11 protein-coding genes are annotated in these 14,979 nt (G+C 71.0%); 6 read left to right on the plus strand and 5 right to left on the minus strand.

Annotated elements, in window-relative coordinates; all coding sequences use genetic code 11:
• Nucleotides 1-43: 43 nt before the first annotated feature.
• The 3 genes from AC16DP_RS18690 to AC16DP_RS18700 all read left to right on the plus strand — a co-directional run bounded on the left by AC16DP_RS18690 (nucleotide 44) and on the right by AC16DP_RS18700 (nucleotide 3,052).
• Nucleotides 44-841: a hypothetical protein gene (locus AC16DP_RS18690; RefSeq protein WP_329727360.1), complete on the plus strand. Its 798-nt coding sequence runs from the start codon at nucleotides 44-46 to the stop codon at nucleotides 839-841.
• A 239-nt stretch (nucleotides 842-1,080) separates the two neighbouring features.
• On the plus strand, nucleotides 1,081-1,629 hold the full coding sequence (locus AC16DP_RS18695) for a hypothetical protein (RefSeq protein WP_329727359.1): 549 nt from the start codon (nucleotides 1,081-1,083) through the stop codon (nucleotides 1,627-1,629).
• Nucleotides 1,630-1,663: 34 nt separating this feature from the next.
• On the plus strand, nucleotides 1,664-3,052 hold the full coding sequence (locus AC16DP_RS18700; RefSeq protein WP_329727358.1) for a sigma-54-dependent transcriptional regulator: 1,389 nt from the start codon (nucleotides 1,664-1,666) through the stop codon (nucleotides 3,050-3,052).
• 15 nt (nucleotides 3,053-3,067) lie between these two features.
• Here the strand turns inward: AC16DP_RS18700 and AC16DP_RS18705 are convergent, their stop codons facing one another.
• Nucleotides 3,068-3,769: a type 1 glutamine amidotransferase domain-containing protein gene (locus AC16DP_RS18705; protein ID WP_329727357.1), complete on the minus strand. Its 702-nt coding sequence runs from the start codon at nucleotides 3,767-3,769 to the stop codon at nucleotides 3,068-3,070.
• Nucleotides 3,770-3,878: 109 nt separating this feature from the next.
• Here AC16DP_RS18705 and AC16DP_RS18710 point away from each other — a divergent pair, with 109 nt between their 5' ends.
• The 3 genes from AC16DP_RS18710 to AC16DP_RS18720 all read left to right on the plus strand — a co-directional run bounded on the left by AC16DP_RS18710 (nucleotide 3,879) and on the right by AC16DP_RS18720 (nucleotide 7,911).
• Nucleotides 3,879-4,811 carry a LysR family transcriptional regulator gene (locus tag AC16DP_RS18710; RefSeq protein ID WP_329727356.1) on the plus strand — a complete coding sequence of 311 codons (933 nt, stop codon included), beginning with the start codon at nucleotides 3,879-3,881 and terminating at the stop codon, nucleotides 4,809-4,811.
• 121 nt (nucleotides 4,812-4,932) lie between these two features.
• On the plus strand, nucleotides 4,933-7,296 hold the full coding sequence (locus tag AC16DP_RS18715) for a BamA/TamA family outer membrane protein (RefSeq protein WP_329727355.1): 2,364 nt from the start codon (nucleotides 4,933-4,935) through the stop codon (nucleotides 7,294-7,296).
• A gap of 6 nt (nucleotides 7,297-7,302) precedes the next feature.
• A complete protein-coding gene (locus AC16DP_RS18720; RefSeq protein WP_329727354.1) occupies nucleotides 7,303-7,911 on the plus strand; it encodes a hypothetical protein in 609 nt (202 codons plus the stop codon).
• A gap of 41 nt (nucleotides 7,912-7,952) precedes the next feature.
• Here AC16DP_RS18720 and AC16DP_RS18725 read toward each other — a convergent pair whose 3' ends face one another.
• From AC16DP_RS18725 to AC16DP_RS18740, 4 genes are all read right to left on the minus strand, one after another.
• Nucleotides 7,953-8,423, minus strand: a complete 471-nt coding sequence (locus tag AC16DP_RS18725) for a hypothetical protein (protein ID WP_329727353.1) — start codon at nucleotides 8,421-8,423, stop codon at nucleotides 7,953-7,955.
• Between the two features lie 98 nt (nucleotides 8,424-8,521).
• Nucleotides 8,522-12,205, minus strand: a complete 3,684-nt coding sequence (locus AC16DP_RS18730; protein ID WP_329727352.1) for an nSTAND1 domain-containing NTPase — start codon at nucleotides 12,203-12,205, stop codon at nucleotides 8,522-8,524.
• The gene (locus AC16DP_RS18735) at nucleotides 12,202-14,265 is read right to left on the minus strand and encodes a CHAT domain-containing protein (protein WP_329727351.1); all 2,064 of its coding nucleotides are present in this window, start codon (nucleotides 14,263-14,265) and stop codon (nucleotides 12,202-12,204) included. The genes AC16DP_RS18730 and AC16DP_RS18735 overlap by 4 nt, the downstream gene beginning before the upstream one ends.
• 258 nt (nucleotides 14,266-14,523) lie before the next feature.
• Nucleotides 14,524-14,958, minus strand: a complete 435-nt coding sequence (locus AC16DP_RS18740; protein ID WP_329727350.1) for a TetR/AcrR family transcriptional regulator — start codon at nucleotides 14,956-14,958, stop codon at nucleotides 14,524-14,526.
• Between the last annotated feature and the right edge of the window lie 21 nt (nucleotides 14,959-14,979).

Raw genomic sequence — 14,979 nt, forward strand, 5'->3', positions numbered from 1 at the left:
TTGAGGAGCTGTTGACCGCCGTGTTAGGCCGAAAGCCATGCCCATGGAACAAGCCCCAGCGCTCGAGTTTCCAGCGATGCTCTACGGCACCAAGGTCACCACTCGCCGCAAGGTGGGTGCCGAGGGCCGCTGGTGGGCCCGGGAGTACCTCAAGACCGGTTCCTTTCCCCAGCCCCGGGAGATGCGCCAGGTGCCGCCTGGCGAAGTGCTACTCATGCACTCAGGGGCCGACTTCGACACGGGCGACCCCCGCTGGCGAATGCATATGTTCGGCGACGTCTTCATGTACTTGAATGAGGGAGTCCCGAAGGAGGAGCGCCAGCGCATGAGGGATGCCTTCGAGTCCTTCTGCCTCAGCACCCCTTGGGGGGCTCTCGACCATGTCGTGTCTCCGTATCCCTTGCGGAGCGCTGAGCGCATGGCGAAACGGCTCGCCGCCGTGCTCCACTTCTGGGAGGTGCTCCAGGGCCTTCGCTACGCGTTCTGGTCATTCGATCAGAAGTACACGCTGGAAGAGCTCATGGATGACATCTACCGCAGGACCCTGGAGGCCTGGTGCCCCGGAGGCCCTGCCTCGGTCCGCGAGCACATGGCCCTGACCGTGGAGCGCATGTCTCGCGCGACCCGAGAGGATTGCATCGAGGCCCTGCTGCGAATGATTCCCCCCCTGGTCGCGGCGGACACCGAATTCAAGCACCCCGAGGTGCTCAGCGACCCGGGCTTCCTGCGCGAGCGCCTCTCGACGCTTCCCTCGAAGGACTTCGATGATTTCTCCAGTGCCTACAAATACACGGTGACCATACAGTTGGCTGCCTGGGACAGAAAGCTGGGGTGGCATTAGCATCATCCTTCCCGCCCCTCAGTCCGTGAGCCCAGCTCGCTCACCCAGGCCCACTTCTCCCTCATCCAGCGTGCTCGGTAACACATGCCCCCATGCCGCACCCGCTCCTGGGGAACAGGGCGCGGCCCTCCCTCCACTCCCCGAGGCCGGTCCCCTTGACTGCTGACCCTCACTCATCCATTTAATGACCCGAGGTCATCAACTGTCGCGGAGAGAGCACCGTGACGAGAGGGTGGGTCATGGGAATGCAGGAGCAGATGGTGGGCTACTTCGCGGCGGAGAAGGCGGAGAGCTGGCTGTTCATGCTCGCGGGGGTGGTGGCGGTGGGCGTGGCGGTGTGGCTGCTGGTGACGGGCCACACGTACCGGGGCATGGCGTACCCGCTCATCGCGGTGGGCCTCATCCAGCTGGTGGTGGGCGGCACGGTGGCCTTCCGCACCGACGCGCAGGTGGCGGCGCTCACGCAGCAGCTCGCCGCATCCCCCCTGGCCTTCCAGCGGGCGGAGGTACCGCGCATGGAGGTCGTGATGCGCAACTTCGAGCTCTACAAGCGGGTGGAGGTGGGCCTGGTGCTGGTGGGGGTGGGGCTCGCGTATGCGTTCCGCCGCAAGGAAGTGCTGTACGGGGTGGGCGTGGGGCTGGTGATGCAGGCGTCGCTGATGCTGGTGTTGGACCTGTTCGCGGAGAAGCGGGGAGACGACTACCTGGCGGCGGTCCGCGCCCTTCCCACCGTGAGTGAACCCGCGCCCGCCGGGGCGACGCCGGTGGCGGACGACAGCCCGCGTTGAACAGGCGCCGGGGCCCTTGCGCTACGCTGGGCCCGTGAATTCGCCTGTCACCGCTCCACGCCCCCAGACGTCCGGCCCGCGCATCCTCCTGGTGGATGACGACCCCGGCGTCCTCAAGGGCCTGCGGGGCCTGCTCTCCGACGAGGGCTTCTCCCCCGTGGAGGCCCGCTCCACCGCCGAGGCCGTGCGCCTGCTCGACGCCCCCGGCGAGCCTCCCGCGTTGATGGTGCTGGACCTGCGCATGCCCGGAGAGACGGGCCTGGAGCTGCTCGCGCGGCTGCCTCGTCCCCTGCCCCTCCCGGTGGTGGTGCTCTCCGGCGAGGCCTCCCCCGCCGAGGCCGTGCAGGCACTGAAGCTGGGGGCCACCGACTTCGTGGAGAAGCCGCCCTCGCCCGAGCGGTTGCTCACCGCGCTGCGCAACGCGTTGGCGCTGAGCGAGCTGCGCGAGGAGCAGCAGCGGCTGCGCGAGGAGCTGGCCCGGCCCGGGCACCTGGTGGGGGACAGCCCGGCCATGGAGTCCCTGCGCACGCTCATCGCCCGGGTGGGCCCGAGCGACACCGCCATCCTGATTACGGGCGAGACGGGCACGGGCAAGGAGCGCGTGGCGCGGGCGCTGCATCTGGTCTCCGGACGCAAGGGACGGCTGGTGGCGGTCAACTGCGCCGCCATCCCCTCCACCCTGCTGGAGAGCGAGCTGTTCGGCCACGAGCGCGGGGCCTTCTCGGGCGCCACGGCGCGGCGGCTCGGCCGTATCGAGCAGGCGCACGGCGGCACGCTGTTCCTCGACGAGCTGGGGGACATGCCACTGGAGCTGCAGGCGAAGCTGCTGCGCGTGCTGGAGACGAAGGAGGTGGAGCGGCTGGGCGGAGGAATGCCCATTCCGGTGAACGTGCGCATCCTGGCGGCCACACACCGGGACCTGGCGCTGGCGGTGCGGGAGGGGCGCTTCCGGCAGGACCTCTACTTCCGGCTCAACGTGCTGCCGCTCACGCTGCCGCCCCTGCGCGAGCGGCCCGAGGACATCCTCCCGCTGGCGCGCGCCTTCGCGGCGGAGCTGGCCAGGCCGAACGTGAAGCTGGAGCTGGCACCCGGGGCCGAGGAGGCCCTGCGCGCCTGGCCCTGGCCCGGCAACGTGCGCGAGCTGCGCAACTACATCGAGCGGCAGAACCTGCTGCGAGGCCAGGGACCGCTCACGCTGACGCCCGAGTCGCTCACGGGCGCGGCGGCGCTGACGGCGGCGGCCCCCGCGCGGCTGGTGCTCGGACAGAAGAGCTACCGCGAGCACGTGGACGACTTCGAGCGCACGCTCATCAAGGCGGCGCTGGAGGAGGGAGGCAGCATCGCCGGGGCGGCGCGCCTGCTCCAGGTGGACCGGGGCAACCTCCACCGCCGCATCAAGGCGCTCGGCATCCCCGCCACGTGAGGGGATGCCGGCGCCTCAGCGCTCGCGCAAGGCGCTCAACACCTCGCGGGCCACGGCCGCGGACGAGGCGGGGTTCTGCCCGGTGACCAGGCGCCCGTCACGCACCGCGAAGCTCTTCCACATGGGGCCGCGCTCGTAGTTGCCACCCAGCTCCTTCAGCCGCGTCTCCAGCGCGAAGGGCACCACCTTGTCGAGCTTCACCGCCGCCTCCTCCTCGTTGGAGAAGCCGGCCACCCGCCGTCCAGCCACCAGCGGCTTGCCGGCCTTGTCCTTCACCCCCACCAGCGCCGCGGGCCCGTGGCAGACCGCCGCCACCACCGCGCCCCGATCCCACTCCTTCCCCAGCATCTTGTGCAGCGGCGCATACGCGGCCAGGTCCCACATGACGCCGTGGCCACCCACCACGAAATAGGCGTCATAGGTGCCCTTCACCTGCTCGAGCGCGAGGGTGTTCTCCATCTTCTTCACCGCGGCCGGGTCCGCCAGGAAGGCGCGCACCACCTCCGACTGCTCCCCGAGGCTGCGCGGATCCGCCGGGGCCTTGCCTCCGAGCGGCGAGGCGATGTCCACCTGCGCTCCCGCCGTGGAGAACTCGGCGTAGGGCGCGGCGAGCTCTTCCATCCAGAAGCCGGTGCGCTCGCCGCTGGCGCCCATCTGCTCGTGGCTGGTGACAATCAACAGGATCTTCAACACCTTCACCGCGGTCATTGCGCCCATGCTCCTGGCTCCTCATGCGGGGCGGGGCCTTCCCGCCACCCGATGGACGGAGGAATAGCCCGGGGGCTGTGTTTAGAAACGCTCGGGTTTCTACGCATAATGTAGAGCCATGCTTGTCAATCACGAGGCGCTCTGGACGTTGCTGGAGGTGAGCCGGGCGGGGACCCACGCGGCGGCGGCGGCCCGGCTGGGGGTGACACCCTCGGCGGTGGGGCAGCAGCTCAAGGCGTTGGAGGGCCAGTTGGGGCTGACGCTCTTCGAGCGGGTGGGACGGCGCGCGCGGCTCACCACGGCCGGGGCGGTGTTGGTGGCGCGGCTGCGGGAGCACCTGCCCGCGGTGGAAGCCGCCGTCGAGGAAGCGAGGGCCGAGCAGACGGCGGTGCGCGGCGAGGTGAGGCTGGGTGGCCCGGCGCCCTTCTGCCGTGTCTGGCTGCGGCCGCGCCTGCCGCCGCTGTTCGCCCGCTACCCGGAGTTCACGCTCTCGGTGCGCTTCGAGGTGGCCTCGGTGCTGGTCCGCCGGCTGCTCGCCGGGGAGGTGGACCTGGCGGTGATCGGCGCCCCCGTCGATGAGGTGGCGCTGGAGTCACGCGCCATCGCCCAGGAGGAGTTCATCGCGGTGGCCTCGCCTCGCTACCTGGACGGGCGGGGAACGCCACGCACCGTGGCGGACTTCTCCGCGCAGCGCTACATCGCCTTCGACAAGGACCTGGCCATGCTGGCGCCCTGGTGGCGTACCGCCTTCGGGCCGCGCACCCCGCTGCCCCAGGGCGTGGTGTGCCATATCGCCAACCTGGATGAGATGCTGGCCCTGGCCGAGGCCGGGTGCGGCATCGCGGTGTTGCCCGACTACCTGGTGGAAGCCAGCCTGAGCGCCGGGCGGGTGTTGGCGCTCAGGCCGGAGCGGCGGCACGGCCCGCTGCGCCAGCCTCGAGCCACCCTGTGGCTGGCCTGGCGGCGTGCTTCGGCTCCGACCGCACGATTCCTCGCGGTGCGTGACTGGCTGCTGGGGGCCAGCCCGGCGGCGCGGCAGAGGCCCGGTTGAGACCGCCCGATGTCATCAGCACATCACCCCGCGACATCAGGATGTGGAGATGACATCCTCCGCGAGGTGCGGCCCCCTGTGGTTTCGCGCACTTGCAGCGCCCGCCGGCCTGGAACGCCTCATGCTCCTCCCGTCCCGCATGAACCGCATCGCACACCTTCTCTGCTTCCTGTCACTCGCGGCCAACGCCCAGGGCGTCGCCACGCCCCAGACGCCCGAGACCTCCGGCAAGGACGGCACGACGCCCCCGGCCGCCACCCAGGAGGCGCCCCCACCCCGGCCGCCAGAAGACCCCTGCCTGGCCGAGGCGGACGACGCGCCGGACTCCGAGGTGCTCGGCGCGCTGCGGCTGAGCGTCAACGGGGAGAACCGCGCGCTGGCGGACGTGAAGCTCGAGGGCCTCCAGCGCCTCTCCGAGCCCGTGGTGCGCGCACTGGCGCACGTTCCGGAGAAGGGCACGCTCTCCCCGGAGCAGGCGGCCCTCATCCTCGAGCGTCTCGCGAGCACGGGGCTGTTCTCGAAGGTGACGCCCACGGTTCGGCTCGCGGAGGGCGCGACGCCGGTGCTGGTGGTGGCCCTGGAGGAGCAGCCCCACGTGACGAGCGTGGACATCACCGGCCTGCAGAAGGACGAGCAGGAGGACGTACAGGACCAGCTGTTCCGCCTGCCGCCGTCCGCCTCCACGAACGATGAGGAGGAGGACGACGACGACGACGACGCGGAGACCCTCGTGCACATCGGAGCGGAGGGAATCCGGTGGCACGTGTCCTCCCGGAAGTGCCTGGCGCCGAACCCGCCGAAGGAGCTGCTGGCCTTCTTCGATGACGAGGGCCGGTTCCACCCGGGCTTCGTGTGGAAGGGGCTGCCCGAGGCGCTGGAGCGCGCACAGGACGAGCTCGAGGACGAGGGCTACCTGCTCGCGAGCCTCGACGCCACGCTGACACCGGAGGGGCAGCTGCGGCTGCGGGTGGACGAGGGCACGGTGGAGGCGGTGGAGGTGCGGGGCGTGGAGGAGGACGTGGCGGCGCGGGTGCGCGAGGTCATGGGCATCAAGCCCGGCGACGTCCTGCTGCGCAGCGATCTGCGCCGGGCGGAGGAGCGTCTGGAGCACGAGATGCCCTTCCTCAAGCTGCGGGACGTGGAGGCGCTGCCCAGGCCGGCCACGCGCTTCGAGGAGGTGCGCGAGGAGAACGGCGGGCGGCGCTACCGGCCGGTGGAGGAGACGCAGCGCGAGAAGAAGCGCAAGCACTGGGACGACGACGTGGAGCTGTCCTGGGAGGCATTGGCGGAGGGGTGGAAGCACGGCTCCGGGGACGAGGCCATCACCACCGTGGGCCGCCGCGTGGTGGTGCACGCGCGCCCGAGAGGCTCCAGCTTCGACGCGGAGCTCATCCCCATGCACACGCAGGTGACGGGCTTCGCGCCCGGCCTGTCGGGCTCGCTCAAGCTGTGGGACGTGCACAACCGGGCCCACGTGACGCTGGAGGGGGCACTGACCATCCCCCTGCGCTGGGGCGGCCAGCGCATCCCGGGCGATCCGGAGCAAACGGCCTTCCAGCGGCGGCTCAACTGGCTGGTGGGAGCGAAGGTGGAGGTGCCGGCGGTGCGGCTCGCCGAGGTGGGCGTCCAGCTGTATGACTTCACGGACACCAACGACCGGTGGCGGATGGGCGCCATCGACTCGTACATCTACTCCGCGCTGCTCAACCGCCCGGACGCGGAGTACTTCCGGCGCAAGGGCCTCACGGGCTTCGCCACCTGGCGCCTGTCGCCCCAGCTGCTCGTGGGGGCGGAGTACCGCCGGGACACGTATGACTCGCTGGTGAGCTTCTCGCCGCCCTTCTCGCTCTTCCGGCGCGACTCGGCGCCCTTCCCCAACCCGCTGGTGGACGAGGGACGGATGACGTCGGTGGTGGGCCGCATCGAGTACGCGAGCGACGCGAAGCGCTCCTCGCGCGGGGGCCCGCTCTTCCGCAACCCCGAGCTGTCCCAGGTGCGGCACGACTGGGGTTGGCCGGAGCGGACGGCGGTGCGCAACCTGCTGACGCTGGAGGTGGGCAGCCCGGCGCTGGGCGGTGGCGCGGAGTACCGCTTCTGGAAGCTGGTGAGCGACAACGTGCTGTACGTGAACACCGGCCACGATGACGGCCTGCGGCTGCGCGTGCGCGCGGCGGGCGGCGAGGACCTGCCCCTGCAGAAGCAGGAGGCCCTGGGCGGGTGGAGCGGGCTGCGCGGCTACGCCTTCAAGGAGTTCCGCGGGGACGCCTCGCTGCTGGCGAGCGCGGAGTACCGGTGGGACTTCATCGGGGTCTTCGCGGACATGGGCACGGTGCACACCCAGGAGCTGGGCTGGATGGATCCGAAGCTGGGCCTGGGCGCGCAGCTGTACTTCGGGGACTCGGTGCACCTGTCGGTGGCCTGGCGCACGGACGAGCGCGCGTCGCTCTCCCCCGAGGCGCGGCTGCTCTTCGTGCGGCCCTTCTGAGACACCATGCGGCCGACTGGCACGAGCAGAGGGAGGAGTTCCGGCGCGGCGCTGGTGGCCGCGTTGGGCCTGCTCGCGCCCGTGGCCCGGGGCGAGGAGCCGCCGAAGGTGACGTGCTCGGCGGCGCGGACGGGGCGGCGCGTGGTGGTGCGGCCCGAGGCGCTCGCGCTGGTGGCGCCCGAGCTGGAGCGGTTGATGCGGCTGGGGCTGGCGGGGCGGCTGGAGGTGGAGCTGACGCTGCTGCGGCGCCGGCCGCTGTGGTTCTCCGAGCGGATGGACGCGGCGAGGCTGACGCAGGTGCTGGCGTACTCGGCGAAGGAGGGCGGCTGGCTGCTGGACGGCAGGCCGCTGGCGGCGGGCGTGGGAACGCTGGAGCTGGAGCGGGTGGCGTGGACGCTGGAGGAGGAGCCGGAGGCCGGCGCGGCCCTCGAGGTGGAGGTGGGGGTGCGGCTGCAGGTGGTGACGGCGGCGAGCCTGGGCAAGATGGCGCAGTGGCTCACACAGGGGGAGAAGACGGAGGCGCAGCGCTCGGCGCTGACGCGGGGCCTGCTGCGCACCGTGGCCGAGGACCTCACGCGCCGCGCCGAGGGCCGCTGCTCCGTCCAGCGGCCCTGAGCGGTTCCTCTCCGGCGCCCCCGTGAGCGGGGGGATGGCTTTCACTGACTCCTGATGGAGTCGTACACGCGGTGGATGGCGCTCTCGTTGGTGGCGATATCGCCGATGGCCACCATGAAGAGGTTCTTCCTGCCACCTGTCACGAGGGTGAGATCCCAATCACACGCCTCACCCCCGCAGATGCCGATGCCCTCGGCATGAACCAGCGTCAGGCCGTGGCTCTGCTGGCTGACGGGCTGGTTGGTGAGCTGGGCATCCTGGATGCTGTCGCCCAGCTCCTGGCTGATGGCGTCGAGCAGATCCGCGGAGCTGTCGATATCCGTCACCAGGAAGATCATGGAGACCGTCCCGTTCAGATTGGTGGCGATGAGGGCGTCGCCGTCCTGTGAGTACGTCCACCCACGGGGCAGAACGAATTTCAGGCCGCTCTCCGGATGGATGATCTCCTCGGCCAGGGCGGGGGCGGCGAGCAGGCTCAGCGTGACGAGCAGCAGGACATGGGCTTTTCGCATGGGACTCTCCGCGTGGCTGTTTCCCCCTGTTGAATTGGAGACGGGGGGTTCCAGGGGAAAGAGGCCCCCCCGAAGAAGACGGGCGGCCCTGCGGGGGCTCAAGAGGCCTCCTCGGGCAGGGGAGTGCGGTGGTGGGAGCGCTCACATGCCTCGTATCTGCTCCGGGCCGTCTCCTCGCTCTCGTCGAAATAGGTGTGACGCAATTCGGAGGAGAGACAGTTCGTGCGGGCCTCCTGGAGCAGTTGCTGAATGGACTCGATGGAGACGGGCCAGTTTCTCGCGATTCCATCCACGGAACCGGTGAGGACCCGCGCCCCATCCGGGCTGAACGCGATGGCCGTGAGTGACGCCGTGGACCACTTCCACACCGTGAGGGGCCTGCCCTTCCCATCCGCCCGCCACACGCGCACCGTCCCGTCCAGGGAGGCCGTCACCACCCGCTTCCCATCCGGGCTGAACACGGCGGCCGCGGGCGGCTTCGTGTTCCCCCACCCCCTCGGCTCGCTCGCCCCGTCCCCGGAAGCAGCCATCTTCCGCTCCCCCTCGGGGCTGAACACGGCGGCCGAGACATCCGCCTCTCGAGCGTGCAACTCGATCGGCTTGCCCGACCCATCCGCGCGCCACACCCACGCCGTCCCGTCCAGGGAGGCCGCCACCACCCGCTCCCCCTTGGGGCTGAACGCGACGGACTGGAGTCCCCGGGTGGGCCCCGACAACTTCACCGGCTCGCCCGAGCCGTCCGCGCGCCACACCCACGCCGTCCCGTCATAGGAAGCCGCCACCACCCGCTCCCCGTTGGGACTGAACGCGGCGGCCGTGAGCGGCTTCGTGCGCCCGAAGACCAGCGGCTTGCCCCCTCCGCCCGCGAACGCGGTGGGCTCGATCGCCCACTCGTGCTCCTTCAACACCACCGGCGTGCCCGTCCCATCCGCGTTCCACACCCGCGCCGTCCCGTCCGAGGATGTCGTCACCACCCGCTCCCCCTTGGGGCTGAACGCGGCGGAGGTGACACCCGCCTCGTGCCCCTTCAACACCACCGGCTCGCCCGTCCCGTCCGCGCGCCACACCCGCGCCGTCCCGTCCTCGGAAGCCGTCACCACGTGCTGCCCGTCCGGGCTGAACGCGACAGACATCACCGGCCCCTCGTGCCCCTTCAACACCACCGGCTCGCCCGTCCCGTCCGCCCGCCACACCCGCGCCGTCCCATCCAGGGAAGCCGTTGCCACCCGCTGTCCGTCCGGGCTGAAGGCGACCGCCACGAGTGGCTCCTCGGGCCCGCGCAGCAGCACCGGCTCGCCCGTCCCGTCCACCTGCCATACCCGCGCCGTCCTGTCCGTGGAGGCCGTCATCACACGCTGTCCGTCCGAGCTGAACGCGACAGACCGCACCGGCCCCTCGTGCCCCGCCCACAGCACCGGCTCGCCCGTCCCGTCCACACGCCACACCCGCGCTGTCCCGTCCGAGGAGGCCGTCACCACGCGCTCCCCCTTCGGGCTGAACGCGGCGGCCGTGAGCGACTTCGTGTGCCCCTTCAACACCACCGGCTCGCCCGTCCCGTCCGCCCGCCACACGCGCACCGTCCCGTCGAAGGAAGCTGTCAACACCCGCTCCCCCTCCGGGCTGAACACGACGGCCGTGAGCGACTCCGTGTGCCCGCACAACACCACTGGCTTCCCAGTCCCGTCCGCCCGCCACACGCGCACCGTCCCGTTGAAGGAAGCCGTCACCACGCGCTCCCCCTTCGGGCTGAACGCGGCGGACTGGAGTGGCTCCTCCTGGCGTGGCGTCCCCTGGAGTGGACGCGCCGTGCATTGCTCCGCGAGCCCCTTCAACACCACCGTCATGCCCGTCCCGTCCGCGCGCCACACCCGCGCCGTCCCGTCCATGGAAGCCGTCACCACGCGCTGCCCGTCCGGGCTGAACGCGGCGGACGTGAGCGGCTTCGTGTGCCCCTTCAACGCCACCGGCACGCCCGTCCCGTCCGCGCGCCACACCCGCGCCGTCCCGTCCGAGGACGTCGTCACCACCCGATCCCCCGCCGGGCTGAACGTGGCGGAAGTGACACCCGCCTCGTGCCCCGTCAACGCCACCGGCACGTCCATCCCGTCCGCGCGCCACACCCGCGCCGTCCCGTCCGAGGAAGCCGTCACCACGTGCTGCCCGTCCGGGCTGAACGCGACAGACCTCACCGTCCCCTCGTGCACCTCCAACACCACCGGCTCGCCCGTCCCATCCGCGCGCCACACCCGCGCCGTCCCGTCCTCGGAGGCCGTCACCACGTGCTGCCCGTCCGGACTGATCGCCGCGGCCGTGATGAGCTCCCCAGCGGGAAGCACCCCGATGAGATGATTCGAGGCCAGCGCCTCGTTCGACAGCTCCACCCACCCCCGCACCTTCTTCGGATGTTTGATCTCCGAGAGCAGACTGATCGCCGTATCGGGCTGATCGCGCGCCACCCATTCCTGAGCGCCCGCCATCAGGGCTTGATCCAGGACCAGTCGCTTCAGTCCCAGGGTCCAGAGCAGCAGGGCGCCCATCAGCAGCGCCCCCGCGGAGGACACCGCCGTGACGAGGAGCAACCTGCGCCGGCTGGCCCGCTCCCGTTGCCGCCTGCGCGCCGCCTCCTCCCGCTTCAGCCGCTCGCGCTCGAGCGCCCGCTCCTCCCCCAGCCGCTTGCTCCGGAGCTCCAGCACCTTCCTGGCCAGCCAGTCGTGGCCCAGCTCGAAGTAGCGGCTCCCCCCGTGCGCCTCCGCCCTCAGCACCGCCGCGTCCTCCAGGCTCTTCAAGACCTTCTGCGCCTCCCCCGCCGGCAGCACCGCCCGCGCCTGCTCCTCCATCAGCAGCGTCCGCGTGCCGTCGCTCGCCACCAGGTACTCCTCCAGCAGCCTCCGCGCATCCGCCTTCAGCGGCCCCAACCCCTCCAGCGTCGCCTCCAGGTACCTGTGCACGATGGGCTCCGCATCCACCGGCCCCGCCACGCTTCCCTTCTCCGCCCGCTCCTCCCACAGCGCATGGCAGACGATCTGCGCGAACGCCGCCTGCACCTCCGCCTCGTCCGTCTCTGCCTGCCCCTTCTCCCGCACCTGGAGGATCAACCGGCGCACCTCGTCCTTCTCCCACGTCTGCTTCGGCACGCCCATGCCCGCCAGCTGACAGGCCACCCCCACCATCTCCCCCACCGTGAGCGGCCCCAGCCGGAAGCCCTGCTCCCACAGCACCTTCCGTCCCCTCGCCCTGTGCCGGAAGCGCCCCAGGTAGTCCTCCCGCAGCGCCAGCACCAGCTGCAGCCCCCGGACGGGCTTGTGCGCCAGCAGCTCCAGGCACTTCACCAGCTCGCCCAGCTCCTCCGCTTTCCTGTCCGGGAACAGCAGCTGCTCCAGTTGATCCAGGTAGAGGAGGACGGGCCGCTCCGAGGAGCGCTTCTCCCACCGGATGGCTTCCTCGATGGCCTCGGCGGGCGCCATCCCCGCGGGCACCTCTCCCAGCTCGAAGCGGGAGAACATCGCCTTCGCCAGCACTTCCAGCGGCGGCTCCTCCTTCAGCCAGGCATCCACGCGCACCGTGCGGAAGCGGTACTGCACCTCCAGCAGGGGCACCACCCCGGCCTGCATCAGCGACGACTTGCCCGACCCCGACGGGCCGAAGAGCAGGACACACGGGTGCATCAGGATGTTGTTGGCCAGCAGCCGCGTGCACTCCTCCCGGCCCAGGAAACGCTCGCGCTCCTGCTCCCGGTAGGGTTTGGGCCCCGGAAAGGGATTGATCCGCTCCGCTCCACTCATGGCGCCCTCGCCTCCTCGGACGTGCCGAGCGAGCCCACCAGCTCCGGAACACCCGAGCCGACGACCTGCACGCCCTCGCCCCCCTCTCCCCCCGGCAGGCCCTTGCCGCTCTCCCACAGGCGCCGCTCCTTCTTCGCCGCCTCGGGCTCGAGCAACACCACGCTTCCGAACGGCAGGGGCCTCCTCCCGAAGAGCCGGTGGAGCAACATGCGGTGGTGCCAGGACAGCAGCGACATGCCCAGCAGCAGGACGGGCTGGTTGTACAGCTCGCCCCCGATGAAGCTGGTGAGCTCGGGAGGACGCAGCTCATTCAGCTCATGGATGCCCAGCAGGTAGTGGTCCTCGGTGATGAGGGGCTGGCCGGAGTCCCGCTCCGGCAGGAAGCCGCTGTAGAGCCGGAGCACCATGAGCTCCCGCTGCCTGTCGCGCTCCCTGGGCAGATCTGCGATCTGCTCCCAGCCCTCCGCGCCCGCCGCGCGCCGCATCATGGTCGCCGGCGCGTCCGAGCGTGCGCCAGGCGCCGGCGGCTGGATGGCATAGAGCGTGAGCTCCGGCCGCTGCTCGGCCAGGACGAGCTCCAGCATGGGGAAGCGCAGCAGGGTGATGTGGACCCCGGGCACGAGCCGCCGCGCCAAGGACACGAGCAGGGGCGAGGCCGGCTGGACGCTCTTGAACACGTTCTGGAACCGCCAGAGCAGCCGCTCCTCCGACCAATGCAGCACATACCGCTCGGTGAGGGCGCTCAGCGGCAACCAGCGGAGCGCGTCGCCATCCTCTCCCTCCTTCGCGAGCTCCTCGCACAGGTGCTGGCGGAAGTCCCCCTCCAGCACCAGACGCTCGTCCTTCCACTGGTCCCCCAGCAGCAGGGTGAAGGGCCCCTCCAGCAGCCGCTGCAGGGCTGGCGAGGGCGGTGCCACGTCCACGGCCGCCCCCGGGGAGAGGGGCCGCGGAGGGGAGACCCTCCGGCCCTCGAAATCGAACAGCACGGAGTCGTGCCCGCGCAGGTAGAGCACCGGCGAGAAGGCCTCGGCGCTGCACTGGAACTCGCCCAACACCGCCCGCCGGGCATCGTTGAGGGCGAGCGCCACGTCTCCCCGCCGTTTGGCTTTGCCGGTGAGCTCCCGGTAGAAGGTCGCCGAGGACGTGCGCGCCACGTCCGTCTTGACCGGCCAGAGATGGGCGACGACCGCATCCGCGCCGGCCCGGGCGAGCAGCTCCGCCGCGCTGGCCAGCGCCCCGGGATTCGCGCCTTCACACGCCTCGAGGACCATCAGCAGCAGGTGATGGCGCAACCGCTCCTGGAGTTGCTGGGCCAACAGCTCCACGCGAATCCAGCACGGCTCGCCGCGGTCGTCCTCCCCCAGGAACAGGGTGGGAATGCCCTTCTCGAGGCCGCCATGGCCGATGAAATGGATGACGTGAGGGAAGGGCTCGCACGCCAGGCGGTCGGACAGGGAGCGCCACCCGGCGCGGGAATCGGTGAGGGGCTCGAGCCACTCGATCTCCCCTGTCGAGATGCGCTCGGCGAGCGCCTGCTTCAGCGTCGTGAGGGCCGCGGGGCCCGAGGGGGCGATGGGCAGGACGCGGATGGCACCGGACACCTCGAGCACCTTGAAGGGATCCGTCGAGTGCACGCCCCGCGTCGGGAGCACGTCCGGCGAGTTGCCCAGGAAGCCCATGGTCGTCCCGGGCTCGCAGATCGCCTCCCAGGGAACGGCCTGGAGCGAGGGCTCGTGGAGCATCAGCCGGAGCAGGACCTGGCCGCTCCCCGCCGCTTCGTGGAGTTGAGCCCACACCGTCTGGATCTTCCCGCGGAAGAGGGCCTGGTGGAGGGCATGGGCCCGCTCGAGCAGGGCCCCTTCGAGCGGCTTGCACCCCTGGGCGGCCTTGCCCACGTCGGCCGAGAACCGTTCCAGCGACTCGAGCGTGAAGTCGGGACCGAGGGAGATGGGTTCGGTCTGCTCATCCCGGCTCCCGCCCTGGACACGCACCTGCACCTCGGCCCCGGCGCGCCGGAGCTCGAGCTCCACCCATTCCTTGGACGATTTCCAGGCTGACACCACGCCACCCCCTTGTTCCGGCGCTGTGCACCGCGCGGCGCGAGCACGCCAGAGCCACCCTCAAGTTAGGAAGGGCGCGCGAGGACGAGGAGCGCCCCTGTCGCTCCGATTGGGAGGGCTGCCGTGGCGTCGCTTCTCCGAACGGACCCTGTCCTGCCCGGCCTCGTGGGCGTCCTGGGCTGGAGCCGCTCATGACGCTCGGAGAGCCCCTCCCGGAGCCGCTGCGCCTCACGACTCCACTGGCCCACTCAGGAATCCCTATCGTGCTTCCACGGCGGCCTGGAACTCCACCGGCTTCTTGCGGATGCCGAGGCTGAGCGGCACGGCCAGCAGGGCGACGACCGTGGCCACCAGGTAGACGTCGTTGATGCCTTCCACGAACGAGAACAGCTCGATGTGACGGCGCTCCGTCATCCCCTGCCGCACGAGCACCTCCGCCTCCCCCTTGATCTCCGCGAGCATCTCGGACCGCCGCCGCTCGATCGGCTCGTAGTGCCGGCGCACGATGGCCACCACGAGCTCCTCCTTGGTGCCGAAGTGGTAGCCCACCGCGAAGTTGTTGGACTGGCCCGCCGCCTCGCTCACCTGGCGGTTGGAGACCGCCTCCACCCCGTGCTCCGCGAACAACCGCTCCGCCGTGACGAGCAGCAGCTCGCGCGTCTCGCTGCTCCGGTCGGACTTGCCCGAGCTCAATGCAGAGGCCCGCCCGAGGAG

This window comes from Archangium sp. (genome assembly GCF_057119385.1).

What these genes read in the sequence shown, in the direction of transcription:
- AC16DP_RS18690 (WP_329727360.1), top strand. Translation starts at nt 44, where the DNA reads ATGGAACAAGCCCCAGCGCTCGAGTTTCCAGCGATGCTCTACGGCACC.
- AC16DP_RS18695 (WP_329727359.1), top strand. Translation starts at nt 1,081, where the DNA reads ATGGGAATGCAGGAGCAGATGGTGGGCTACTTCGCGGCGGAGAAGGCG.
- AC16DP_RS18705 (WP_329727357.1), bottom strand. Translation starts at nt 3,769, where the DNA reads ATGGGCGCAATGACCGCGGTGAAGGTGTTGAAGATCCTGTTGATTGTC.
- AC16DP_RS18710 (WP_329727356.1), top strand. Translation starts at nt 3,879, where the DNA reads ATGCTTGTCAATCACGAGGCGCTCTGGACGTTGCTGGAGGTGAGCCGG.
- AC16DP_RS18715 (WP_329727355.1), top strand. Translation starts at nt 4,933, where the DNA reads ATGCTCCTCCCGTCCCGCATGAACCGCATCGCACACCTTCTCTGCTTC.
- AC16DP_RS18720 (WP_329727354.1), top strand. Translation starts at nt 7,303, where the DNA reads ATGCGGCCGACTGGCACGAGCAGAGGGAGGAGTTCCGGCGCGGCGCTG.
- AC16DP_RS18725 (WP_329727353.1), bottom strand. Translation starts at nt 8,423, where the DNA reads ATGCGAAAAGCCCATGTCCTGCTGCTCGTCACGCTGAGCCTGCTCGCC.
- AC16DP_RS18730 (WP_329727352.1), bottom strand. Translation starts at nt 12,205, where the DNA reads ATGAGTGGAGCGGAGCGGATCAATCCCTTTCCGGGGCCCAAACCCTAC.